19 protein-coding genes are annotated in these 23,241 nt (G+C 56.4%); 12 read left to right on the top strand and 7 right to left on the bottom strand.

Annotation, left to right across the window (positions count from 1 at the left end; all coding sequences use genetic code 11):
- The first annotated feature begins 15 nt into the window (after positions 1 to 15).
- From D777_RS06040 to D777_RS06025, 4 genes are read left to right on the top strand one after another with little or no spacing between them, the layout of a single operon-like run.
- On the top strand, positions 16 to 576 hold the full coding sequence (locus D777_RS06040) for a CDP-alcohol phosphatidyltransferase family protein (RefSeq protein ID WP_036129495.1): 561 nt from the start codon (positions 16 to 18) through the stop codon (positions 574 to 576).
- On the top strand, positions 555 to 1,271 hold the full coding sequence (gene hda, locus D777_RS06035) for a DnaA regulatory inactivator Hda (protein WP_036129494.1): 717 nt from the start codon (positions 555 to 557) through the stop codon (positions 1,269 to 1,271). The genes D777_RS06040 and hda overlap by 22 nt, the downstream gene beginning before the upstream one ends.
- 48 nt (positions 1,272 to 1,319) lie before the next feature.
- On the top strand, positions 1,320 to 2,117 hold the full coding sequence (locus tag D777_RS06030) for a ParA family protein (protein ID WP_036129493.1): 798 nt from the start codon (positions 1,320 to 1,322) through the stop codon (positions 2,115 to 2,117).
- A 12-nt stretch (positions 2,118 to 2,129) separates the two neighbouring features.
- Positions 2,130 to 2,465 (top strand): YqcC family protein, encoded by a 336-nt coding sequence (locus D777_RS06025; RefSeq protein WP_036129492.1) that lies wholly within the window; start codon positions 2,130 to 2,132, stop codon positions 2,463 to 2,465.
- A 1-nt stretch (position 2,466) separates the two neighbouring features.
- Here D777_RS06025 and nadC read toward each other — a convergent pair whose 3' ends face one another.
- Positions 2,467 to 3,306, bottom strand: coding sequence for a carboxylating nicotinate-nucleotide diphosphorylase (gene nadC / locus D777_RS06020; protein ID WP_036129491.1), 840 nt, complete (start codon positions 3,304 to 3,306; stop codon positions 2,467 to 2,469).
- Between the two features lie 235 nt (positions 3,307 to 3,541).
- On the opposite strand from nadC, the gene D777_RS06015 reads away from it, so the two are divergent.
- The 4 genes from D777_RS06015 to D777_RS06000 all read left to right on the top strand — a co-directional run bounded on the left by D777_RS06015 (position 3,542) and on the right by D777_RS06000 (position 9,537).
- A complete protein-coding gene (locus D777_RS06015) occupies positions 3,542 to 5,794 on the top strand; it encodes a DUF1631 domain-containing protein (protein ID WP_036129490.1) in 2,253 nt (750 codons plus the stop codon).
- A 110-nt stretch (positions 5,795 to 5,904) separates the two neighbouring features.
- Positions 5,905 to 6,492: a 1,6-anhydro-N-acetylmuramyl-L-alanine amidase AmpD gene (ampD, locus tag D777_RS06010; protein ID WP_264673433.1), complete on the top strand. Its 588-nt coding sequence runs from the start codon at positions 5,905 to 5,907 to the stop codon at positions 6,490 to 6,492.
- Complete coding sequence (gene ampE, locus D777_RS06005) at positions 6,493 to 7,383, top strand: regulatory signaling modulator protein AmpE (RefSeq protein ID WP_036129488.1); 891 nt, start codon at positions 6,493 to 6,495, stop codon at positions 7,381 to 7,383.
- Between the two features lie 126 nt (positions 7,384 to 7,509).
- Complete coding sequence (locus D777_RS06000) at positions 7,510 to 9,537, top strand: methyl-accepting chemotaxis protein (protein ID WP_036129487.1); 2,028 nt, start codon at positions 7,510 to 7,512, stop codon at positions 9,535 to 9,537.
- A gap of 27 nt (positions 9,538 to 9,564) precedes the next feature.
- Here the strand turns inward: D777_RS06000 and D777_RS05995 are convergent, their stop codons facing one another.
- The 5 genes from D777_RS05995 to D777_RS05975 all read right to left on the bottom strand — a co-directional run bounded on the left by D777_RS05995 (position 9,565) and on the right by D777_RS05975 (position 16,033).
- Complete coding sequence (locus tag D777_RS05995; RefSeq protein WP_036129486.1) at positions 9,565 to 10,122, bottom strand: cob(I)yrinic acid a,c-diamide adenosyltransferase; 558 nt, start codon at positions 10,120 to 10,122, stop codon at positions 9,565 to 9,567.
- Positions 10,123 to 10,143: 21 nt separating this feature from the next.
- Positions 10,144 to 11,037: a ketopantoate reductase family protein gene (locus D777_RS05990; RefSeq protein WP_036129485.1), complete on the bottom strand. Its 894-nt coding sequence runs from the start codon at positions 11,035 to 11,037 to the stop codon at positions 10,144 to 10,146.
- 4 nt (positions 11,038 to 11,041) lie between these two features.
- Entirely contained in the window at positions 11,042 to 13,894 is a 2,853-nt protein-coding gene (locus D777_RS05985) for a valine--tRNA ligase (protein ID WP_036129639.1), read from the bottom strand.
- Between the two features lie 146 nt (positions 13,895 to 14,040).
- Entirely contained in the window at positions 14,041 to 14,553 is a 513-nt protein-coding gene (locus D777_RS05980; protein ID WP_036129484.1) for a DNA polymerase III subunit chi, read from the bottom strand.
- A complete protein-coding gene (locus D777_RS05975) occupies positions 14,540 to 16,033 on the bottom strand; it encodes a leucyl aminopeptidase (protein WP_036129483.1) in 1,494 nt (497 codons plus the stop codon). The genes D777_RS05980 and D777_RS05975 overlap by 14 nt, the downstream gene beginning before the upstream one ends.
- Positions 16,034 to 16,274: 241 nt before the next feature.
- Between D777_RS05975 and lptF the strand changes: the two genes are divergently transcribed.
- Positions 16,275 to 17,378 (top strand): LPS export ABC transporter permease LptF, encoded by a 1,104-nt coding sequence (gene lptF / locus D777_RS05970; RefSeq protein WP_036129482.1) that lies wholly within the window; start codon positions 16,275 to 16,277, stop codon positions 17,376 to 17,378.
- The gene (gene lptG / locus D777_RS05965) at positions 17,371 to 18,432 is read left to right on the top strand and encodes an LPS export ABC transporter permease LptG (protein ID WP_036129481.1); all 1,062 of its coding nucleotides are present in this window, start codon (positions 17,371 to 17,373) and stop codon (positions 18,430 to 18,432) included. The genes lptF and lptG overlap by 8 nt, the downstream gene beginning before the upstream one ends.
- A gap of 18 nt (positions 18,433 to 18,450) precedes the next feature.
- Here the strand turns inward: lptG and D777_RS05960 are convergent, their stop codons facing one another.
- Positions 18,451 to 18,987, bottom strand: a complete 537-nt coding sequence (locus tag D777_RS05960; RefSeq protein WP_036129480.1) for an RDD family protein — start codon at positions 18,985 to 18,987, stop codon at positions 18,451 to 18,453.
- A 140-nt stretch (positions 18,988 to 19,127) separates the two neighbouring features.
- Between D777_RS05960 and alaS the strand changes: the two genes are divergently transcribed.
- Both alaS and D777_RS05950 read left to right on the top strand, forming a co-directional pair.
- Complete coding sequence (gene alaS, locus D777_RS05955; RefSeq protein ID WP_036129479.1) at positions 19,128 to 21,758, top strand: alanine--tRNA ligase; 2,631 nt, start codon at positions 19,128 to 19,130, stop codon at positions 21,756 to 21,758.
- A 105-nt stretch (positions 21,759 to 21,863) separates the two neighbouring features.
- Entirely contained in the window at positions 21,864 to 23,102 is a 1,239-nt protein-coding gene (locus D777_RS05950) for an aspartate kinase (protein ID WP_036129478.1), read from the top strand.
- The last annotated feature ends 139 nt before the right edge of the window (positions 23,103 to 23,241 follow it).

The raw sequence follows: 23,241 nt of genomic DNA, 5'->3' as shown, positions 1-23,241 counted from the left end.
GGAGGGGAAAATCTTTTGAGCCTGGAAACATGGCGCTGGATTCCCAATGCACTGACATTTCTGAGGATCGTGCTTGTCGTTCCTTTTGCGGGGGCGCTGTTGGCAGGAAACTATCGGGCTGCGCTGGTCATCTTCTTTGTAGCTGCGGTCACAGACGGTTTCGATGGGTTCCTGGCAAGGCATTTTAATTGGCGATCCCGTTTCGGCGCAGTTGCCGATCCGCTCGCTGATAAAGCCCTGCTTGTTACTGCCTACCTCATGTTGACCATCACGTCGGTACTGCCGGTGTGGCTCTTTTTACTGGTTCTTGGCCGGGATCTGCTGATTGTTGGCGGGGCTCTGGCGTATCATTACGGTATTGGACGATTTGAAATGCAGCCCAGTATCCCGGGCAAGCTTAATACCTTTATTCAGATTGTGGCGGTTTTGGCCATCATCATTCTTCAGGCCGGGCTACCCATGTTGCCCTGGGTGAGGGAGGTTGGCATTCTTCTGGTGGCAGTGTCAGCAGTTGTCAGTGGAGGCCATTATGTTCTGGTCTGGGGGATGCGGGCATGGAGGGCCAAGCGGTCGTGAGTACCTCGCAGATGATCCTGGGTGTAAAGCTCAGGGACGATGCTCGTTTCGATAATTTTTTGGGAGACCGGAACCGGGATGTAGCGTCGCGTCTGCTCGCGATTCTGGATCAGCCTGTCGGTATTCCTGTTGTGGCTATCTGTGGTGATTCCGATACCGGGAAAAGCCACCTTCTTCAGGCGGCCTGTCACGATGCCGAGAAGCGGGGCCGATCGGCCGTTTGTATCAGTCTGTTAGAGTTACAGCCCTTCGGACCGGAAGCCTTGGCGGGTTTGGATGGAAAGGACATTGTATGTCTGGATGACCTTGATCAGGTTGTCGGGCAGCCGGCCTGGGAAGAAGCGATTTTTCACCTCTATAACCGGGTGCATGACCGGAATGGGCTCTTAATTGTCAGTCTGTCTGAGGTGCCTGGAGCGACACCGTTCCATTTGCCGGATTTACGCTCCCGTCTCAGCCATGGCCTGACCCTCCAGTTAGGCATTTATCGGGACGAGGACCGCGCGCGAATTCTGGTAGCACGAGCAGAGCAGCGCGGACTGGTGATGGGTGAGGATGTTGTCAGTTTTATCATGCGCAGGGCGCCACGTCGTCTTGGAGACCTGCTGGCAATCCTTGATACTCTGGATGAGAATTCATTAAAGGCTCAACGCAGGCTGACCATTCCGTTCGTCAAGACCGTGATGGACTGGTAGGTCGCGCTGCGTGCCATAAAAACGATAATGCGTGCAAGGAGAGATGACATGAGGCGGGTTGTTTTCAATCAGAAGGGTGGTGTTGGTAAATCCAGTATTACCTGTAACCTTGCGGCCATCAGCGCTGCGAGAGGTAAGCGGACGCTGGTGGTGGACCTGGACCCGCAGGGCAACTCCACACACTATCTGCTGGGGAAGCCCGCAAGTGAACTCAAGGACACGGTCGCCGATCTCATGGAGCAAACGGTCGCGTTTACCGTGTTCAATCGCCGGCCAGACGAGTTTGTTCATGCCTCTCCCTTCGATAACCTGTTTGTCATGCCTTCCAGTCCCGAGCTGGATTTCCTTGAGCGCAAACTGGAGGCCAAGCACAAGATCTACAAGTTGCGGGAAGCGCTCAAGAAGTTGGGAGAATCGTTTGACGCGATCTATGTCGACACGGCCCCTGCGCTTAACTTCTACACCCGATCCGCACTGATTGCGGCGCAGCGGTGCCTGATTCCATTTGATTGCGACGATTTTTCCCGTCAGGCCCTCTACAACATTCTGAACGAGATCCGCGAACTGCAGGAAGATCACAATGAGGATCTGGTTGTCGAAGGTATTGTCGCCAACCAGTTCCAGCCCAGGGCAAGCCTGCCCCGCAAGCTGGTCCAGGAGTTGACCGAAGAGGGGCTTCCGGTGTTGCCTGTCAGGCTGTCGAGCTCGGTTAAGATGAAAGAATCCCATCAGGCTCGGCAGCCGCTGATTCATATGGCTCCGAAACACACGCTGACCCAGCAGTACGAGGACCTGTTTCGGGTCCTGCACGGTGAGGCGGTAGAGCTGGAACCCCTCGCAGATTAGAGAGCGACATCAATGACGACATCGGGAAAGCAGGTTGCTGAGGTTGCAGACAGCCTGCTGAGAATCGAGATCGAACTTCGCCGGCTGGATGTCTGGGAGTCCGAGCCTCCTCCCGAAGAGGCACTCCAGAGCACTCAGCCCTTCTGCATCGATACACTGGAGTTCACCCAGTGGCTTCAGTTCGTGTTTGTTGAACGGATAAAGGTGCTAATTGAAGGCGGGCATCAGCTGCCAGCTGTGTCGGGTATTGCCCCCATGGCTGAGGAGCATTTTCGCGGGCGCCCCGAATCAGGAGCTGATCTGATTCGAGAGCTGGAGGAAATCGACCGCTTACTGTCTGGAGAATGAGTCAGTCCAGTCTCATGGACAGGTCGATGGCTTTCACGTCTTTGGTCAGGGCTCCAATGGAAATGTAGTCCACGCCAGTTTCCGCAATGGGTACCAGAGTATCCGCATTGATGCCGCCGGATGCCTCCAGCCTGGCTTTGCCAGCGGTTGTTTTCACGGCGGTGCGCATGTCCTCCAGAGAGAACTCATCGAGCATGATGATGTCAGCGCCTGCGCTCAATGCCTGATCCAACTCCTCTAAGTTCTCGGTTTCCACCTCGACGGGTTTGCCCGGCGCAATCCTGCGCGCCTCTTCAATGGCCTTGGCAATGGAGCCACAGGCAGAGATGTGGTTTTCCTTGATCAGGAAGGCATCCCAGAGCCCGATCCGATGATTGTGGCAGCCGCCGCAAGTCACGGCATATTTCAGGGCAAGGCGCAGTCCGGGCAGGGTTTTGCGAGTATCAAGAAGGCGCACGTTGGTGTGTGCGACTTGTTCGGCATACTCGGAGCAGGTGGTCGCCACTCCGGAGAGTGTCTGAAGCCAGTTCAGAGCCGCGCGCTCGGCTGTCAGGAGGCTTCTGGCGGGGCCATCCATTCGGAAAAGTTCCTGATTCGCGGTTGCACGTTCCCCATCGTTAACCGCCCAACTCAGCGTGACTCGTGGATCGACCTGGCGGAAGACTTCATCGACCCATTCCCGTCCGGCAATGGTCGCCGGTTCCCGGGTAATCACACGGCCCGTTGACTGTTTTTCTGCGGGAATCAGCATAGCCGTGATGTCCCCATCGCCGACATCCTCCCGGAGGCTCTGGGCAACGTTCTCAACGCGGGACTGGCGAAGTAGCTCTGCTGGAATCATGTTGGTGGGTCCGGTGATATTTGGATGGATGGTAAAGTAGGGTGTCGATTTTATAGATCGGGAACCGATTCGCCAAACGCTTGATCGCGTGGAAACAAGGAACCGAAAATTGTGACCTGCGTCAGATGTACACAAAAGGTGACAAATCCTGACACAAGGTGACGCGTGCAGGTCCTACTATGTAATACAAGTAATTCCATTTTATTGACTGGATCAACTCCCGGAGCAGCTCTCCATGGCGCAGGACAACAATGTAGTGAGTTTTACTGGCAAACAACCGTCACAACGGTTTGTGTTGCCGAGCTCGCTGATCCGCTTGCGTGACGCATCGGGTCAGTCTTTAAAGTCCATGCTTGCCAATTTTTTCGACCGCTCCGATGACGCACTGTTCGAACTGGCGGATCGGGCTGGCTCGAATACCGATCAGACCGCTTTCTTTGATGCCATGCGTGAGCTGCGTCTGCGGCGGAAGGCGATTGTTGTATCGGTGCTACAGTACGTAAGCCAGGCCTTTAATGACATTGGCCGCTTCCGCCCGGAGTATGGTTCAACCGCGCTTGATGATGTTGACCAGGACTCGCTCAGCCTTCTCGATCACTCCCAGCTGGAGCAACAGGTTGCCATCGACAATCTGATCAATAAGCTGCGCAATCATTTCGCCGACCAGACCCGTTTGCTGACAGTCCGGATCAATCATCTCATTTCTCAGGTTAAACTGACCGACAGCCAGATGCCGTTGAGTCCGGAAGTGATATGTGGAGGTGTGGCCGAAGCATGTTCTGAGCTGGATATCGACATTCGCGCCAAACTCGTTGTTTTCAAGCTGTTTGAGCGTCTGCTCCAGGACTCTCTTGGCGACTTTTACGAAAAGGCAAACCGTACACTGGTTGGTGAAGGTGTCATGCCGGACCTGAAGCGGGCACCGACCCAGAAAGGTCAGGCCTCTGGATCAAATCCCCGGCGCTCAGACGACAGGAGTGAGGCGGGCAACCCGCAGGAAGAGCGCACCATTCCACAGGCAACATTTTCCGAGCTGAGTGCGCTGTTGCACCAGCATGAGGGAAGCGGAAGCCAAGGCGCTACAACTGGTGGGGTAGAGCTTGATACCGGCCGTCTTATGGCCCGGCTAAGCAAGATCCAAGTCGCATCCGGTCGTTTGGGTGCCGGCCGTGTCATCGCACTCGGAGATCTCCTCAAACCCGTTCTGAGGGCAGATTCGGACAATCCGTTTAACGTGGGCCAGGTTGATAATGATGTCATCAACCTTGTCTCCATGCTGTTCGATTTCATTCTGGAAGATCGTCAACTTCACCCGATCATGAAGTCTCTCATCGGCCGGTTGCAGATTCCGGTCCTTAAGGTTGCACTGAGCGACAGGAACTTCTTTAACCGTGGCGGGCACCCTGTTCGGAAGCTTCTCAATGAACTTGCTCTGTCAGCCATTGGCTGGACGGAGAAGAAGGAGGGTCAGAAAGACCCCTTGCGTGAAAAAATTGAGTCCGTGGTAGAGCGTGTGCTGAGCGAGTTCACCGACAACGTCGAGCTGTTTGATGAGCTGTTGAAGGATTTCAGCCATTTTACCGATTTGGATCGTCGTCGCCGTGAGTTGGTTGAGCAGCGTTTGAGGGATGCGGAAGAGGGGCGAGCGCGCCAGGAGCGTGCGGGTGAGGCCACCCGGAACCTGGTGGAAGATTCCATCCGACATCGTTCGGTTCCTGAGCCCGTGTTGCAACTTCTTCGAGAACCTTGGAGCAAATACCTGCAGTGGGTAATTCTTCGCGAGGGCGAGGATAGCGCACGGTGGGATGATGCCCGGAAACTGACCGAACGTCTTGTCTGGAGTGTTGATCCGAAGCCGGTAACCGACGACACGCGAACCGAGTTGTTGCGTGCCATACCCTCAATCGTGGATGAGCTGCGTCGTGCGTTGCAGGATATCTCTTGGGACCCGTTTGCCACCGACTCCGCCATCCATGACCTCGAACTGGCCCATGTTGATGTGTTCCAGAAGCTGGTGACGGCTCCATCCCGTGAAGAGCCACCCGTCGCCGATCCTCAGCCAGAGCCGGATGTCGTGGTCGTTGATCAGATGTCCGAGGTGGCCGAAGACGTGCAGCAAGCGCCAGCTGATGAGGAGGTGCCTCAGGGGTCTGTTGATGTTGAAGAGCCGGCCGTGCCTTCCGCAGCAGAAGCGTCAGACCAAATCGCAGGCGAATGGTTCGGCCGAGCAGACAGTCTGAGGGTAGGATCCTGGGTGGAGATGGCCAAAGGCGATACCCGTGTACGCTGCAAGCTGGCAGCCTTTATCAAGGCAACGGGCAAATACATCTTCGTCAATCGGAGTGGCGCCAAAGTCGCCGAATACCTGCGTGAAGAATTGGCTGCTGCGATGGCGGCGGGCGAAATTGGTATGCTGGATGACGGTCTGATCTTTGACCGAGCACTCGAATCGATCATCGATAACCTGCGCCATAGCCGCAAGGACTGAAGTCGTAGCAAAGCTGTGCCACTTTGTGCTTCAATCAGGGCATTCTTTCATGCCCTGAACTCTATGGATCGACCTTGTCCAACTCTGACCAAGCTCCTGGCCGTCCGTCGATAGCCGAAGAAGTCTCGACCCTCAGACAGAGCGGCAGGCTTCCCATGGCTCGATGGTGTCCTTCACCCAATTTCGGGCCACGCCCGGATGGCGCCTCAATCAGCTTGCTCGTTGTCCACAATATTAGCCTGCCTCCCGGCCAGTTTGGCGGCCCTGAAATCGAAGACTTCTTTTGTAACCGGCTTGACCACGCCGCTCACCCCTATTTTGAAACGATTGCCGGTATGCAGGTGTCGGCCCACGCGCTGATTCGACGAGACGGCTCTGTGGTTCAGTTCGTCAGTCTGCTTGAGCGGGCATGGCACGCTGGCCGTTCCAGTTTTCGAGGGGAAGAGGAGTGCAATGATTATTCCATTGGCATTGAGCTGGAGGGTGCGGATGACATTCCTTACTCCCCGGAACAATACCGTGCTCTGGCAGAGATCACCGGCATCGTCATGGCAGCCTGGCCTGAGATTACGCCGGATCGGCTGACGGGGCATTGTGATATTGCCCCAGGACGGAAAACCGATCCCGGGCCCGCTTTTGATTGGTCCTACTACAAAAGTGAACTATCGACTGTACTGAACGCGATGGAGCTTGCCTGAATGGTTCTGGTTGTATTTCTATTGGCTTACCTGCTGCGACGGAGACTGGACACTTTGGATCATCTGTCCGGTGATCGCTTCTGGTTACGATGGTTTCACAAGGCTGCAAAGGTTGAGGCCGGTCAGGAACAGTCACTGCGATCCGGGCTCGTGCTCATCGTTCTACCGGCCTTGTTGCTGGGTGTTGTGGTCTATTTCCTTCAGTCCTACCGGCTCGAACTGCTGGTTTATCCGCTGGAACTGCTTGTGCTTGTCCTGCTTATGGGGGCGCCCGGTTGGCGCCACACTCTGAGGGTCTATGCTGAAGCCTGGCGGCGGGGAGACATGCAGGCCGCCTGGCATCATGTTCAACATCGGCTGCCGGCTGAGGATCGAGGTGCTGCGCTGTCTCCCGATGCGATGCATCTCGCTTTGTCGAGAGCCTTTATGCACGCGATGTTTCAGCGATTCTTTTTGATTGCATTCTGGTATGTGGTTGGGGGAATAGGTCTAGCAGTTCTCGTAAGGGGACTGGTCGCCCTGTCGGAGCAGTGGCCGCAAGCCGCTGCCCGCCCCGGATTCCGGCGGTTGGAGGAAGTTATGGCATGGATCCCTGTCCGATTGTTGTCGATGACGTTCGGGATTGCCGGTGATCTGTCCGGCTGGTTACGTGAAATACGCACTGGCCATCATGACGGCAAAAAAAGTTCAGATGACATACTCATGTTTTCTGCCAATGGGTCGTTAACCGGGTATGCACTTGATCCCGAGAGGTTCTCCAGGATTCACCCAAATGAGTGGGTGGATTTCGGCGGCCGCAGCCTGAGCGCAATCAGGGATTTGCTGAACCGGAGTATGCTCGTGTGGATATGCCTGATGGCGCTGCTGGTTATTTCCGGCTGGACGATATAAACCGAGTGACGGGAGCTTTAAAAAAACATTACACTTTAACAATAGTTAATGCCTGAAGATCTAGTACCTTAGACGATATATAAAGAAAAGAACAAGCATTCAGTTGTTGATAGCAGTGAGGGCTCCGTGAAACAACTTATTAATCCTGCCATAGCGCTGATGAACCGGTTGCCGATGGTATACAAGTTCAGTCTTATCAGCATCCTGTTCCTTCTTCCCATAGGGGGCCTTTCCTGGCTGGTTATGTCCGAGTTGAACCGTTCGGTTCAGACCATTACCCAGGGTGTCGAGGGGTTGGAACAGGTTGAGCAGGTCAATCGTCTGCTGTCGCTGTCGGTGGACTATCGGGATTTCCGAGCCGTCGGTGTTCTGCGAAACCATGATGTGTTGCTGGAGGAGTCGAATAAGACGGCAGAGCAGATCAGCGGTATATTCACGGCATTGAGCGCGAAGGAGCATTCGTTTGACCGCTCTGGTACCTGGGCTGCACAGGTGGAGGAACTCCAGGGTGACTGGGAGGCCCTGCGTGGCGATGACAATTATCAGGGTAATATCGACCCCCAGTTCAAGTACTATCAACAGTTTGTCCAGAAAGTCATTGCCCTGTTGCCGGCGACCATGGAGCTGTCGGGGCTGGGGCAGGATTCCCGGGAAAACCAGGCGTTACTGGGACTGATTCGTGAAAGTCTTCCCGGCGCTCGAGGCACTATTGGGCAAGCTCGTTCCTACGGAACCTTTGCTCTCGTTAATGGCCAGGTGGGTTACGCGCTGAGCGAAATTCTGAATCAGACCTATGACCAACTGACCAATCAGGCTTCACGGCTTTCATCCGCTTTGTCTGTCGCAAAAGACGCGTCTCCTGCTCTGGCTCAGCGTGCCGGAGGCACTATGGACAGGGTTGGGGAGAGCCTGACCGTTGTTCGGGACGTGTTGGATCTCAACATCATTACACCCATGCGTCTTGAAATGCCGTGGAGCGAGTACAGCGAACTCATTCGTGGCCAGCTGGACCACTACGACAAGCTGAACAACACCATTTTTGACCTGGTGGAGGCTAATCTCGCGGCCAAACTGGAGCAGGCCCGAAACCAGCGCATGCTCATTGTCGTGGCGCTGATCGCGGTTCTTCTGGTGGTTGTTTATCTTTACGTTGGCTTTTTCATGTCCGTTCGTACCGCCATCAACCGCTTCTCAGAAGCCGCTCGTGGGGTGGCCGCAGGGGACATGACCACCCGCATTCAGCTCCGTAACAAGGATGAGTTGGGAGAGCTTACCGCCGAGTTCAATAACATGACGGATCGCATTGCCGAGCTGATTCGCTCGGTCAGTCGAACAACCGCTGACGTGGATCAGCAGGCGAGCCGGGTAAACAGCACCGCCGCTGCGAACAGCGAGGCCGTGGCCCGCCAGATGGAAGAGAGCGGCCAGATCAACGAGGCCATGAATCAGATGGTTGAGGCGGTCCACGAAGTAACCGAGAGCGCTCACCGGGTTGCTGACAGCGCAGGAACCGCTGAAACCGACACCGAAACCGGGCGGGAGGTTGTGGCTGATACCGTCGGTACGATCAATCGCCTGGCGGAGGAAATTTCCGGCGCCGTGGAGGTCATCAATCGCGTCAGTCAGGACAGTGACAACATCAGTCAGGTGCTGGTGGAGATCAAGGCAATCGCCGAGCAGACCAACCTGCTCGCGCTGAATGCTGCCATTGAGGCGGCTCGTGCTGGCGAGCAGGGGCGTGGCTTCGCGGTGGTTGCTGATGAAGTGCGTTCTTTGTCCCAGCGCACCCATAAGTCCACAGAAGAAATTGAAGGCATGATTTCCCGACTACAAAGTGGCGTGAAGGATGCGGTGTCAGCCATGACGAACAGCCGGGATGTCACGGAGACGACCGTACAGAAGTCCGGGCAGGTTACCGAGGCGCTGGATCGAATCGCCCGTGGCATTGCGATCATCGTCGATATGAGCCATCAGATTGCCCAGGCAGCCGAGGAGCAGTCCGCCGTGGCTCGCAACGTGAACACCAACGTAGAGCAGATTGGAGAGCTTGGTCAGGAAACTGCGGCGAATGCGGAGGAAACGCTGGGCTCTTCCAGAGAAATGTCTGAGTTGACCGCTTCCCTTCAGAGGCTGGTTGAAGCGTTCAAAGTCTAGGTGCCACAGCACCGAAAAATCCGGCCCCTATAGGCCGGATTTTTTTTGTTCCCACAAAATTTCGTCCCCCCCGTCCCGCCGGGCCAATACCCTGGCAATCACGAACAACAGGTCGGACAGTCGGTTCAGGTAATGGCGGGATGCCGGGTTGATGGAGTCTTCGTGCCCGAGTGCGACGACGATCCTCTCTGCGCGGCGGCAAACCGCTCGGGCGAGATGGCACTGAGCTGCTGCTGGCGTGCCTCCCGGGAGTATGAAATTTTTTAGCGGCGGTAGATCTTCATTGTAGTGGTCGAGCGTCTTTTCCAGCCAGTCTATGTGGTCCGTGCCAATGACGACGCTGCCGGGTATCGCGAATTCTCCGCCCAGGTCAAACAGATGGTGCTGTATTCGCCGCAAAGGCTCGGTCAGACCGTCGTCATCGTCGAGGCATTCGATTAACAGGCCAATATGGCAGTTCACTTCATCGGCGGTGCCCATGGCTTCGACCCGCTGGGCATTCTTGGCAATCCGATTGCCGTCTGCGAGGCCGGTTGAGCCGTCATCACCGGTTCGGGTGTATATTTTTGAGAGACGGTTGCCCATCGGGAAGCTCCTTTGAAATGGTTATTCTGACAGTTGTTTTACTCTGTCGGTCAGTGACTGGTTCACTGGTACGGGGATTTTCAATTGCTGGCCGAGTCGGGCCAGGTAGCCGTTGATGTAATCGATCTCGGTTTTTCGGCCAGCCAACCTGTCCGCCCGCATGGAGGAGGTATTTCGCGCCGTGTTTCTGGCAACGGTCTCAATGCGGTCTCTGAGTTCTTTTGGGTTAGCTTCGCCGATACCCTCAGCTTGCATGATCGCGGCTATCTCGTTGCATAACGGATCGATCTGAGTGAGGAAAAACGGATCCGAGAGGATCTCGCCATTGGCGCAATCGAGAATGGCGGTGAAAGGATTGATGCCAGCGTTAACAACCAGTTTTTGCCAAAGCCGGTGAAGGATGTCGAGCTCTTCGTGGACTCGCAGCCCACTGGCTCTAAGCTCGGTTACGACCGAATCAAGGTGGTTTTTGCCTGGTGCTGTCAGCGGACCGATCCAGGTATCGCCACTGCCGGCATGAATCACTTCATTTGGGGTGGGGCGATTGGCTCCCTCGGTCGTCGAAGCTGCGAGTATGGGGCGTGTTGGCCAGGCATTTGCCACTGCTTGCTGGCTGCCGAGGCCATTCTGGAGCAGCAGTATCGGCACCTTGGTCGGCAGGTTCGAAACCCACGGGGTTAGTGCTTCGCGCGTGTCGCCGGCTTTGGTCGCTACCAGCACCAGATCAGGTTGGGTACCCGAGGCCAGCCATGAGCGGGTCATGATTGTTTGCCTGCCATCCAATGAGGCAAACGTATAGCGGACGGGAGGTGCGGCCGGGTCCATGCCCGGCCTTGGCAGAAAGGCGCTCTCACCCTCAGGGAGCAGGGCGGCCCAAAGCCGCCCGAGAGCACCTGCGCCCAGGATGCCGATCATCGGCTTACATGGCCTCGATTTCGGCTCGCTGGTCGCTCAGTCGGGACAGGCTGCCCTGCGCGTCCTTCAGCTTTTCTTTCTCTTTTTCAACGACCTCGGCGGGAGCCTTGGCGGTGAATTTCTCGTTACCCAGCTTGCCTTCGAGGCGACCGATTTCTTTCTTCAGGCGATCCAGTTCCTTGTCCAGTCGCTTGAGCTCGGCATCCTTGTCGATCAGGCCGGCCATGGGCACCAGCACTTCCATCTCGCCAACCAGCTGCGTGGCAGACATCGGCGCCTTGTCACCCTGGAACCATTCCAGCTTCTCAAGCTTGGCCAGGGAGATCAGGAACTGGCGGTTTTCCTCCAGGCGGCGCTCGTCTTCGTTGCTACCGCCCTTGAGCAATACCGGAACCTGTTTGGCCGGAGAGATGTTCATTTCGCCACGGATGTTTCGTACAGCAACGATGACCCCTTTGAGCCACTCAATATCAGCTGCAACGGTGTCGTCCTGCTTGCTGGAATCTGGCTGCGGGAATGGCTGCAGCATGATGCTGTCGCCGGAGGCGCCGGCCAGTGGTGCGATGCGCTGCCAGATTTCTTCGGTGATGAATGGCATCATCGGATGGGCCAGGCGCAATACCGCCTCGAGTACGCGCACCAGAGTACGGCGGGTACCGCGCTTTGCTTCAGCGCTTGCACTGTCGTCATTCAGCGCCGGTTTGGACAGTTCCAGGTACCAGTCGCAGTATTCATTCCAGATAAATTCGTACAGCGAGTAAGCCGCCAGGTCGAAGCGATACTGCTCAAGATGGCGGGTCACTTCCTGTTCGCAGTTCTGAAGCTCGCTGATGATCCAGCGGTCCGCAAGGGACAGCTCGACTGGCTCATCATTCACGCCGCAGTCTTCGCCTTCGGTGTTCATCAGTACGTAGCGAGCTGCGTTCCAGAGTTTGTTGCAGAAGTTCCGGTAACCTTCCAGGCGCTTCATGTCCCAGTTGATGTCGCGGCCGGTGGTGGCCATCGAGGCGAGGGTGAAGCGCAGGGCATCGGTACCGTGGGCAGCAATGCCTTCCGGGAACTCCTTCTGGGTGCGCTTGCCGATTTTCTCCGCGAGTTTCGGCTGCATCATGTTGCCCGTGCGTTTTTCAAGCAGGTCGTCCAGGCTGATGCCGTCGATCATGTCCAGTGGGTCAATCACGTTGCCCTTGGACTTGGACATCTTGTCGCCGTGTTCGTCCCGGATCAGGCCGGTGACATAGACGGTATGGAAGGGCACCTGCGGGGTGCCGTCTTCGTCCTTCATGAAGTGCATGGTCATCATGATCATCCGGGCGACCCAGAAGAAGATGATATCGAAGCCGGTGACCAGTACGTCGGTCGGGTGGAAGGTCTTCAGGCGCTCGGTAATCTCTGGCCACCCCAGGGTGCCGAAGGTCCAGAGCGCGGAGCTGAACCAGGTATCCAGAACGTCGTCGTCCTGCTTGAGCTCAAGATCAGCGCCCAGGTTGTGCTTCTGGCGGACTTCTTCTTCACTGCGGCCAACGTAGATGTTGCCCTCGGCGTCGTACCAGGCGGGAATCCGATGGCCCCACCAGAGTTGACGGGAAATACACCAGTCCTGGATGTCACGCATCCAGGCGAAGTACATGTTTTCATACTGCTTGGGTACAAACTGGATACGGCCGTCTTCGACAGCCTCGATAGCCGGCTTGGCCAGGGTCTTGGCATCGGCAAACCACTGATCGGTCAGCATCGGTTCGATGATCAGTCCAGAGCGATCACCGCGGGGCACGCTCAGTACGTGGTCTTCAATGTTCTCTACCAGGCCTTCGGTATCCATGTCGGCCACGATCTGCTTGCGGGCAGCTTCGCGAGTCAGACCGGCGTAGGCAGAGGGCAGGGTGCCGTCGATGTCGGTGTTATCGGTGCCGTCGGCGTTGAAGACTTCCGCAATGTCCCGGATGTTCGCGTCCTGGGTCATGACGTTGATCATGGGCAGGTCGTTGCGCTTGCCTACCGCATAGTCGTTGAAGTCGTGAGCCGGTGTGATCTTTACGCAGCCTGAGCCCTTCTCCGGGTCGGCGTGGTGGTCCGCAACAATCGGGATTCGGCGGTTCACCAGCGGCAGCAGCACGTGCTTGCCGATCAGATGCTGGTAGCGCTCGTCGTCCGGGTGCACGGCAACGGCGGTGTCGCCAAGCATGGTCTCTGGACGGGTGGTAGCAACCACGACGTAGTCTTTGCCATCCTGGGTTGTTGCGCCGTCAGCCAGCGGATAGCGCAGGTGCCAGAAAAAGCCCTTTTCTTCCTTGTTCTCAACCTCAAGATCCGAGATGGCGGTGTGCAGCTTCGGATCCCAGTTCACGAGCCGTTTGCCGCGGTAGACCAGGTCTTCTTCGTACAGTCGGATGAACACTTCCTGGACCGCCTTGTAGAAGCCATCGTCCATGGTGAAGCGTTCGTTTTCCCAGTCCACGGAGTTACCCAGGCGGCGAATCTGGCGGGTGATGGTGCCGCCGGAATGTTCTTTCCAGTCCCAGATGCGTTTGATGAATTCTTCCCGGCCGAGATCGTGGCGGGTTTTCTCTTCTTCTGCAGCCAGTTTGCGCTCGACGACCATCTGGGTCGCAATACCGGCGTGGTCGGTGCCGACTGTCCAGAGGGCGTTGCGGCCCTGCATGCGCTTGTAGCGGGTCAGGGTGTCCATGATGGTGTGCTGGAACGCGTGGCCCATATGCAGGCTGCCGGTCACGTTGGGGGGCGGGATGGCAATGCTGTAGGACTGGCCTTCACCGCTGGGGCGGAAGTACCCTTTGGATTCCCAGTTTTCGTACCACTGGCGCTCGATGTTTTCTGGCTGGTAGGTTTTTTCCATGGGTTTCTGCTGGTGACCGTTTGGTTGATTCACAAGGGAAAAATTAGAGCGCCGATTATACATGCTCACGGAGGTTGCGGCGAACGTCTCTTGCTTCGAAGACTGCGAGCTGGGTGCTGCGCAAAGTCGGGCCAGGTGCTACTCGCTCACCGTTTTCGCTGGTCATGAACCTTGGGCTCGATTCCCAGGGCCCTTAACTGCCTGAAATGCGATCGGGCCTGGTTTAGAACGTCTGGTTCGTTGTGGGCAACCAGCGCCAGGCGGCTGAACCGGTCGGCGTCGGCGGGGAGGGTGTCCGAGAGGACGATGATGGTATCCCAGTCTTCGGCTACCGGCGGGCACAGCAGGATACCAACGGGGTCGGGGCAGGTGGTTGTGGAGTCCGGGACGATGGAGTGGGGTATGAAGGCGTCCGGGTTGAAGTTCCAGAGCAGGTCATCCAGTTCCTGTGCATGCTGCATGGTGTCGCAGACGACGCACACGCGGTCCCCTTGTTGCCAGGCTTTGTCCACGAGTTTGGCAGTGTGGAGGTTGCGGGCAGCCGGGGTGGCCTGGGAGAGGATGTGGAACCAGTAGCGTTGATTCCTGTTGCTGTCCTCGGAAGAACCGGCAGCAGGGCTGCCGGTTTCCGGGGATGCGCTCTGGTTATTTTCCTGCATGGGACATCAGATAGTTGACCAGCAAGGGTACCGGACGGCCGGTGGCGCCTTTGGCTTTGCCGGAGTGCCAGGCGGTACCGGCGATGTCCAGGTGTGCCCAGGGGTAATCTTTGGCAAACCGTGACAGGAAGCAGGCTGCGGTGATGGTGCCCGCGGGGCGGCCGCCGATGTTCTGCATGTCCGCAAAGTTGCTGTCCAGCTGGCTCTGATATTCGTCCCAAAGCGGCAGGCGCCAGGCGCGATCGCCGGTACGTTCACCCGCGGCCAGGAGTTCGTTGGCGAGTTCGTCGTTATTGGCGAGCAGTCCGGTGGCGTGGTTGCCCAGGGCAATGATGCAGGCGCCGGTGAGGGTCGCCATGTCGACGACCGCAGCCGGGTTGAATTTCTTGACGTAGGTGAGGGCGTCGCAGAGTACGAGGCGTCCTTCGGCGTCGGTGTTGAGGATTTCAACGGTCAGGCCGCTGAGGGTGGTGACGATGTCGCCCGGGCGGGATGCGCCGCCGTCCGGCATGTTCTCGGCGGCGGCGATCACGGCCACGACGTTAATCTTGGGCTTGGTCTCCGCGATGACCTTCATGGTGCCAAATACGCTGGCGGAACCGCCCATGTCGTATTTCATTTCGTCCATGCCTTCGCCTGGCTTGAGGCTGATTCCGCCGGTGTCGAAGGTGATGCCCTTGCCCACCAGTACGTAGGGCTTGTCCTTTGCTTTACCGCCACGGTATTCCATGACGATCAGGCGCGGGGGCTGCTTGCTGCCTTTGCCGACGGCCAGGATGGTGTTCATGCCCATTTTTTCCATCTGCTTTTCATCAAGCACTTCGGTCTTGATGTCGTCGTATTCCTTGGCCATTGCCTTGGCCTGTTCGGCCAGCCAGACCGGGTGACAGATGTTTGGTGGCGTGTTGCCCAGATCGCGGGTGAAGTTCATGCCACGGCCGGTTGCGAGGCCGAGATTGAACGCGTCTTTTTGCGCTTTTCCGGCGCTGGAAGCCAGAACGACGACTTTGTTCAGTTTGCTGGCGGTTGGTTTTTCGCTCTTGTAGTCGTGGAAGGTGTACAGGTGCTCTTCCAGAATACGGCCGATCAGTGTGAGCTTTGCGCTTTCAGAGCTTGCGGACTCATCGCCGCTGACGGTGGTATCACCGAGGGCAATCAGGGCAGATTTGGAGGGGCCGTCTTTCAGGGCACCTACGACGGCGATCAGGGCTTTGCGATAGTTCGCCTGGGTGCGGTCGGAATCCTTGCCCGTGCCAACGACAACAAGACGGGCCCAGGGTTGGTCAGTCAGAGGTACGACGCTGGTCTTGGCGTTTTTGCCACTGATGTCGCCGGCCTTTTCCAGAGATTTGATCAGCCCGCCCAGTGACTCGTCTGCCTGGGTTGTGGACTCCGGCCAATCTCCTTTTTCCGGGAGGCCGATCACAAGGCAGTCGGCTTTGGTGCTTGTCAGAGCTTTGCTACTGAGGCTGAAATTCATGGCATCTCCTGTTATTCGTTTTGGCTGTCGTCGGACACGACGACGTTCCCGGTATTCCGGGTTGCGTCTGCTTTTAATCTAGGATCAGGGTAACGGTCGAATTTATCAAGCTGGCAGGCCGTACTGTTTTCATAGCCTGATGTAATTCTGTCGTACTGTCATTCACGGCAAAGGTTACATAGAATACGCGCTGACCCCTGTTTCCTCCAAAGTTGCAACAGACTAGGCCAGAGAGACCCTTTTGACGATTATTTTCCGTTATCTCATTCGCCAGGTCATGATCAGCATGATCGCCGTTTCCGGTGTTTTGCTGATGGTGTTCATGAGTGGCCGCTTCCTGAAATACCTCAGCAGCGCCGCGGAAGGCAATATAGCGGCTGACGTGCTGTTTTCCATCATGGCTTATCGTTTCCCGGGCTTTCTGGAACTGATACTTCCTCTGGGGCTGTTTATCGGCATACTGCTGGCCTACGGGCGCATGTACCTGGAGAGCGAGATGACGGTGCTGTTTGCCTGTGGCGTGAGTGACCGTCAGCTGCTGATAAAAACGCTGCTGGGTAGCGTGCCCGTCATGATCATTGTCGGAGCCATGAGTCTCTACGTGTCGCCCTGGGGCATGAAACAGGTAGAGCAGATTTTCAACGAACAGCGCCAGGCCACGGAGTTCGAAATGCTGGCGCCTGGCCGGTTTCAGGATTTCAGCTCCGGCGACAGAGTGACCTATACCGAAGCGCTCAGTGACGATAAGCGTGAGCTGCAGGGGGTGTTTATCGCCGAATATGGTGCTGACGGCGAGGGCATTACCATCTTTACGGCAGAGTCCGGTTCCCAGCTGATTGATCAGGATACCGGTAGTCGTTTTCTCATTCTGGAGGACGGCGGCCGGTTTGACGGAGCGGCAGGTACTCCGGAATACAACATCACTGAATTTGGCGCCTACGGGCTGAAAATTCAGAGTGGTGAGAAGGGCACTCGAGAGCTGGAAGAGGGTATCAGTACATGGGACTTGATGCAGTCAGACAGCCCAGAGGATCGCGCGCTTCTGCATTGGCGCTTTTCGCTTCCGCTGATCGTTCCGATCGTGACCCTTCTGGCGGTCCGCCTTAGCCGTGTAAATCCGAGGCAAGGCCGCTTTTTCCATCTCCTCCCGGCCATGCTGGTTTACATTACCTACCTTGGTTTGCTGATTGTTGCCCGGGATGCCCTGGCCGATAACAAAGTGCCTGAGTGGGTTGGCATGCTTTGGGTGCATGCTCTGTTTCTAGGGTTCGGGCTCTGGCTGCAGTTCGGACCTGCGTGGCTTCAGCGTCGCAGAGCGCTGAGGGAGATGCCGGCTGATGCGTAGGATAGATGGCTATGTTATGCGTACGGTTGGCGGGGCCATGTTTCTGGTTATGGTTGTGGTGCTGTCACTAGATTTGATCTTTGCTTTTATTGCCGAACTGGAAGACACCCGCAATGGCTATCAGACGCTGGACGCTCTCTGGTATGTGTTTCTGACGCTGCCGAGGCGTATCTACGATTATTTGCCGCTGGGCGCTTTTATGGGGTGTCTCGTGGGGCTCGGTTCGATGGCAAGCTCCTCCGAGCTCACTGTTATCCGAGCTGCGGGTGTATCACTCAGGCGAATTGTCTGGTCAGCCATGAAGCCCGCATTGGTCGTTGTGATGCTTGGTGTCGTGATCGGTGAATACGTTGCGCCACCGGCGGAGCGCTTTGCCCAGAGCGATAAAGCGGTTGCTCTCGGCGCCGGGCGCAGCGTCGCGGCAGCGAGTGGTGTCTGGCACCGCGAAGGTGATGAGTTTATCCACCTCAATGCCGTTCAGCCGAATGGCGTGCTGCATGGGGTCTCGTTGTTCACGTTTAATGATCAGAGAAAGTTGTTGTCTTCCAGCTTTGCACGCCGTGCCATTTACCAAGGGGATTACTGGCTGCTTGAAGATGTCAGGACAACTCGCATTGGGTCTGATGGCACGGAAGTGACGGAGGCGCGTACCCGGCGTTGGGACACGGGGCTGTCGCCCGACGTTCTCAGCGTGCTGATTGTCAAGCCTGAGAACCTGTCGATGTCGGGTCTCTATACCTACGCCAGTTATCTCGGGGATCAGGATCTGAATGCTTCCCCTTACTGGCTGGCATTCTGGAAGAAAGCGTTGATGCCCCTGGGAACCTCGGTGATGGTGCTGGTGGCCATATCCTTTATTTTCGGACCTCTGCGGTCGGTCACCATGGGGTTCCGGATCTTTACCGGACTCATGGTCGGGTTGCTGTTCAAATACATGCAGGACTTGCTTGGCCCAATGAGTCTGGTCTATGGATTCAACCCGATGTTGGCCGTGTTGATACCGATTGCGGTCAGCGCCTTGGCTGGCGCTGCGCTGATGAAGCGGGCCGGTTGATTCCGGCCCGGCGGGCCTTTACTTCTTCGTTGCTTTGGGCACCTGGACGACAAGGCTGTTTGACGCCCTGTCTGTGAGTGATAAGCCGTTGATTGGCAGGAACAGGGCGATGACAGCCGGCACCGTAATCAGGAGCGTAACCGCTCCGATGTAATACGCGGCCAGCATCATAACGAACACCACGGCTGAAGCCGTCACGTATCGAATCAATGCCTGGGTCCAGCTGACGGATGTTCCATCCAGGTTCTCGATCCTGACCCGCCACACCTGCATGCCCAGTGTCTGGCCGATTCGGGTCCAGAAGTAGGCAAAAAACAGATAAAGCACCAGGAACAGCACGAAGGTCAGGCCCGGGTCTCCGGAAATCTGGCCTTTCTCGGCCATTTGCTCATAGCGATCCCACCCTGTCAGTGACCCCGCGATCATGGTGTAAATCCAGCTGGTTACCAACAGGACGGCGATGCTGATCAAACCGTCGTAAATAATGGCGAGAGCGCGTTTCACAAACGTCGCTGGCGGGAACAGTTCCTCAGCATTATGAAAGCGTCGGGGCATGGGGTCTCCTGTGATGTTTCACGTTTTTCCTGTACTCGGCGTGTGCTAGAGTAGCCGATTTGCACACGCATGTAAGTAATCGACTTCAATGGAGGACCCGAGGGGTAATCCGGCGGGTTCTGGAAAGGTATCAAAGGGCTATGAAAACCGCAGAGTTGCGAAAAGCGTTTCTCGAGTATTTTAAACAGCAGGGACATACCATCGTTGGAAGCAGTTCACTGGTTCCTCATGACGACCCGACGTTGCTGTTTACCAACGCGGGTATGAACCAGTTCAAGGATGTATTCCTTGGTCGCGAAGAGCGTGATTACACTCGAGCGACAACCTCTCAGAAATGCGTGCGCGCCGGTGGTAAGCACAACGACCTGGAGAACGTGGGTTACACCGCACGCCACCACACCTTTTTCGAAATGCTGGGTAATTTCAGCTTCGGTGACTACTTCAAGCGGGAAGCGATCAATTTTGCGTGGACGTTCCTCACCGGTGATGACTGGTTGAAGCTGCCGACGGAGAAGCTGTGGGTAACGGTTTACGCAGAAGATGACGAAGCCTTCGATATCTGGAACAAGGAGATCGGTGTCCCCGCAGATCGGATTGTCCGCATCGGTGACAACAAGGGCGGCCGTTACGCCTCTGACAACTTCTGGCAGATGGGCGATACCGGCCCCTGCGGCCCATGCACCGAAATCTTCTATGACCATGGCCCGGACGTGGCTGGTGGCCCTCCGGGAAGTCCTGAGGAAGACGGCGACCGCTACATCGAAATCTGGAATGTGGTCTTCATGCAGTACAACCGCACCGCCGACGGTGAAATGCTCAAGTTGCCCAAGCCGTCTGTGGATACGGGCATGGGCCTGGAGCGTATTACGGCGGTTCTGCAGGGCGTGCACAGCAACTATGAAATCGACCTGTTCCAGGATCTGTTGAAAGCCGCGTCTGATGTGCTTGGCGGCGTGCCTACCACCGAAGCGTCTCTGCGGGTGGTTGCCGACCACATTCGCTCTTGTGCGTTTCTGATTTCCGACGGCGTGATGCCATCCAATGAAGGTCGTGGGTTTGTTCTGCGCCGTATCATTCGCCGCGCTGCCCGGCATGGAAACAAGCTCGGTGCCAAGGGCGCATTCTTCCACAAGCTGACGGATGCACTGGTTGAGTTGATGGGCGAAGCCTATCCGCAACTGGTTAGCAGCCAGAAGCAGATCGAAAAGGTACTGTTTCAGGAAGAAGAGCAGTTCGCCAAGACGCTCGACAAGGGCTTGCGCCTGCTTGAGCAGGATATTGCCGAGCTCAAGGGCAGCGTGATTCCGGGTGAAACTGTATTTACCCTCTACGACACCTACGGCTTCCCTGTCGACCTGACCAACGATATTGCTCGTGAGCGCGGCTTGACCCTGGATTACGAAGGGTACGAGCAGGCCATGGAAAACCAGCGTGAGCGTGCCCGTGCTGCCAGCAAGTTTGGTATTGATTACAACGCGGCCGGGCTGAATATTGAAGGCGCGACCGAGTTTACCGGTTACGATCACATTGATGGTCAGGAGCGCATTCGTACGGTCATCGTCGACGGCGAAGAGAAGAATCCCGAGACCGGTGACGAAGCGGTGGTGGTTCTTGAGCGCACACCGTTCTATGCCGAATCCGGCGGCCAGGTCGGTGATACCGGTTTACTCACCTGGAGTGGCGGTCGGTTCAAGGTGACCGACACCCGCAAGGAAGGTGACAACCACCTGCACGTGGGCACGCTGATCGAAGGTGAGCTGTTCCCGGGCCTTGAGGTGGATGCGCGCATTGATCACGCCCGCCGCGAACGAACCAAACGCAACCACTCGGCGACCCACCTGTTGCATGCCGCTCTGCGCAACATTCTGGGTGAGCACGTGAGTCAGAAGGGCTCTCTGGTTGATCCTGACAAGCTGCGTTTCGATTTCTCGCATTTCGAGCCGGTTACCCCGGAGCAGCTCAAAGAGATTGAGCGTCAGGTGAACGAGCAGGTGCTGGAAAATACCCCGGTCAATATCGATGTCACCGATATGGAAACGGCCCAGCAGAAAGGTGCGATGGCGCTGTTCGGTGAGAAATACGGCGATGAGGTTCGTGTGCTCAGCATGGGAACCGACAACTTCTCAGTTGAGCTCTGTGGTGGCACCCACGTTGCCAGAACCGGCGATATCGGACTGTTCCGGATCACATCTGAGAGCGGCATCTCCGCCGGTGTCCGTCGTATTGAGGCGGTCACAGGCTTTGGCGCTCTGGAATGGGTAGACGAAACAGAGCGTGCCCTGCGTGAGACGGCACGTTTGGTTAAGGGAACCCGGGATTCTGTGATTGAAAAAGTCCAGCAGACAATTGATCGTAACCGTCAGCTTGAGAAGGAAGTCGATGCTCTCAAGGGTAAGCTGGCAAGCTCCGCCGGTAGTGACCTGGCGGGCTCTGCGGTTGAGGTTGGAGGGCTGAAAGTTGTGGCGGCCAATCTCGAAGGTGCGGATCGCAAGGCGCTGATGGAAACCGCCGATCAGCTCAAGAATAAACTGGGCGAAGGGGTTGTGGTTCTGGCCAGTGTTGAGGACGGAAAAGTCACACTGGTAGCAGGCGTTACCAAATCTGCGACTGACCGGATCAAGGCCGGGGATCTGATGAAGCATCTCGCTGCTCAGGTTGATGGAAAGGGGGGCGGTCGTCCGGATATGGCGCAAGGTGGCGGTAACGATCCTGACAAGCTGGCAGACGCGCTGGCCGGTGTGCCCGAGTGGGTTGAAAAAAATATCGGCTAAGCAACTGTTTTTGAGAACGGGTCGGAGTTTATAATTCCGCCCGTTTTCTTTTATTGGTGGGGCGGTGCCCCGCTGTGAGTCCCCGTTTCGGAGTTTGGGAAGAACATGGCTCTGTTGGTTCAGAAATTTGGTGGCACCTCGGTCGGGACGACCGATCGTATCTCGGCGGTTGCCGACAAAGTGTGCAAGTTCCGCAAGGAAGGTCACGACGTGGTTGTCGTGGTTTCGGCCATGAGTGGCGAGACCAACCGGTTGATCGGGTTGGCTAGCGAGATTATGGAGGAACCCGTGCCCCGGGAAATGGACGTGTTGGTGTCCACCGGTGAGCAGGTGACCATTGCCTTGCTATCCATGGCGCTGCAGAAGCGTGGCTGTGATGCTCGTTCTTATACCGGTTCGCAGGTGCGGATTGTCACCGACAGCACCCACACCAAGGCCAGAATCAAGCAGATTGACGAGCAGCGCATGCGCGAGGATCTGGATGCCGGCCGTGTGGTTGTCGTAGCCGGGTTTCAGGGAATCGACGAGAACGGAAATATCACCACGCTCGGGCGTGGTGGTTCCGATACCACCGCCGTTGCCCTGGCAGCTGCGTTGAAGGCTGACGAGTGCCAGATCTACACCGACGTGGATGGCGTGTATACCACCGACCCTCGTGTCGTGGACAGCGCGCGCCGGCTCGACCGGATTACGTTTGAAGAAATGATCGAGATGGCGAGCCTTGGTTCCAAGGTTCTCCAGATCCGCTCTGTAGAGTTTGCAGGCAAATACAATGTTCCATTAAGGGTCCTTTCCAGCTTTCAGGAAGGTGGGGGCACCCTGATTACTCTTGAGGATGAAAACGCCATGGAACAACCGGTTGTTTCCGGCATTGCTTTTAATCGTGATGAAGCAAAACTGACCATTTCTGGTGTGCCTGACACACCGGGTAGCGCACTGCGCATTCTCAAACCGATCAGTGACGCAAATATTGAAGTGGACATGATCGTTCAGAACGTCGGTGAAGATAATAAAACCGCGTTTACGTTCACGGTTCACCGCAATGATTTCAAGCGTGCCCAGGAAGTTCTGCAACGTGTTGCTGATGAGCTTGGTGCCCGCGAGGTTGGCGGTGACTGTAAAATTGCTAAAGTAAGTATTGTAGGCGTGGGTATGCGCTCTCATGCCGGTGTGGCAACCGAGATGTTTGAAGCCCTGTCCAATGAGGGAATCAACATCCAGATGATCTCCACGTCAGAAATCAAAATCTCCGTGGTGATTGATGAGAAGTATCTTGAGTTGGCAGTTCGGGCACTTCACAGTGCATTCGAACTGGACAAGCCTGCTGTTTCCGAAGAGGCTTGAAGCGGAACGGTCTTTAATTAGGCAGAGTATCTAATAAGGGAGTCATTAATAGATCCTATAGAAAACTGGAACCTTATAAGGGAAAGTGCGTCTATTGGATTAGTAGTGATCTCGATATAAAAGCAACAAGTACATAACT

This window comes from Marinobacter nitratireducens (genome assembly GCF_000708045.1).
In the GTDB taxonomy this organism is placed as follows: Bacteria; Pseudomonadota; Gammaproteobacteria; order Pseudomonadales; family Oleiphilaceae; genus Marinobacter; species Marinobacter nitratireducens.
Note: the sequence above shows the minus strand (reverse complement) of the source record. Positions and strands in the feature narration are given on the sequence as shown.

Bases quoted from the DNA above. Each gene is read 5' to 3' on its own strand.
- D777_RS05985 (WP_036129639.1), bottom strand. From the start codon at position 13,894: ATGGAAAAAACCTACCAGCCAGAAAACATCGAGCGCCAGTGGTACGAA.
- ampE (WP_036129488.1), top strand. From the start codon at position 6,493: ATGGTTCTGGTTGTATTTCTATTGGCTTACCTGCTGCGACGGAGACTG.
- D777_RS05990 (WP_036129485.1), bottom strand. From the start codon at position 11,037: ATGATCGGCATCCTGGGCGCAGGTGCTCTCGGGCGGCTTTGGGCCGCC.
- D777_RS06025 (WP_036129492.1), top strand. From the start codon at position 2,130: ATGACGACATCGGGAAAGCAGGTTGCTGAGGTTGCAGACAGCCTGCTG.
- D777_RS05980 (WP_036129484.1), bottom strand. From the start codon at position 14,553: ATGCAGGAAAATAACCAGAGCGCATCCCCGGAAACCGGCAGCCCTGCT.
- D777_RS06015 (WP_036129490.1), top strand. From the start codon at position 3,542: ATGGCGCAGGACAACAATGTAGTGAGTTTTACTGGCAAACAACCGTCA.
- D777_RS05960 (WP_036129480.1), bottom strand. From the start codon at position 18,987: ATGCCCCGACGCTTTCATAATGCTGAGGAACTGTTCCCGCCAGCGACG.
- alaS (WP_036129479.1), top strand. From the start codon at position 19,128: ATGAAAACCGCAGAGTTGCGAAAAGCGTTTCTCGAGTATTTTAAACAG.
- hda (WP_036129494.1), top strand. From the start codon at position 555: ATGGAGGGCCAAGCGGTCGTGAGTACCTCGCAGATGATCCTGGGTGTA.
- nadC (WP_036129491.1), bottom strand. From the start codon at position 3,306: ATGATTCCAGCAGAGCTACTTCGCCAGTCCCGCGTTGAGAACGTTGCC.
- D777_RS05995 (WP_036129486.1), bottom strand. From the start codon at position 10,122: ATGGGCAACCGTCTCTCAAAAATATACACCCGAACCGGTGATGACGGC.
- D777_RS05975 (WP_036129483.1), bottom strand. From the start codon at position 16,033: ATGAATTTCAGCCTCAGTAGCAAAGCTCTGACAAGCACCAAAGCCGAC.
- lptG (WP_036129481.1), top strand. From the start codon at position 17,371: ATGCGTAGGATAGATGGCTATGTTATGCGTACGGTTGGCGGGGCCATG.
- D777_RS05950 (WP_036129478.1), top strand. From the start codon at position 21,864: ATGGCTCTGTTGGTTCAGAAATTTGGTGGCACCTCGGTCGGGACGACC.
- D777_RS06030 (WP_036129493.1), top strand. From the start codon at position 1,320: ATGAGGCGGGTTGTTTTCAATCAGAAGGGTGGTGTTGGTAAATCCAGT.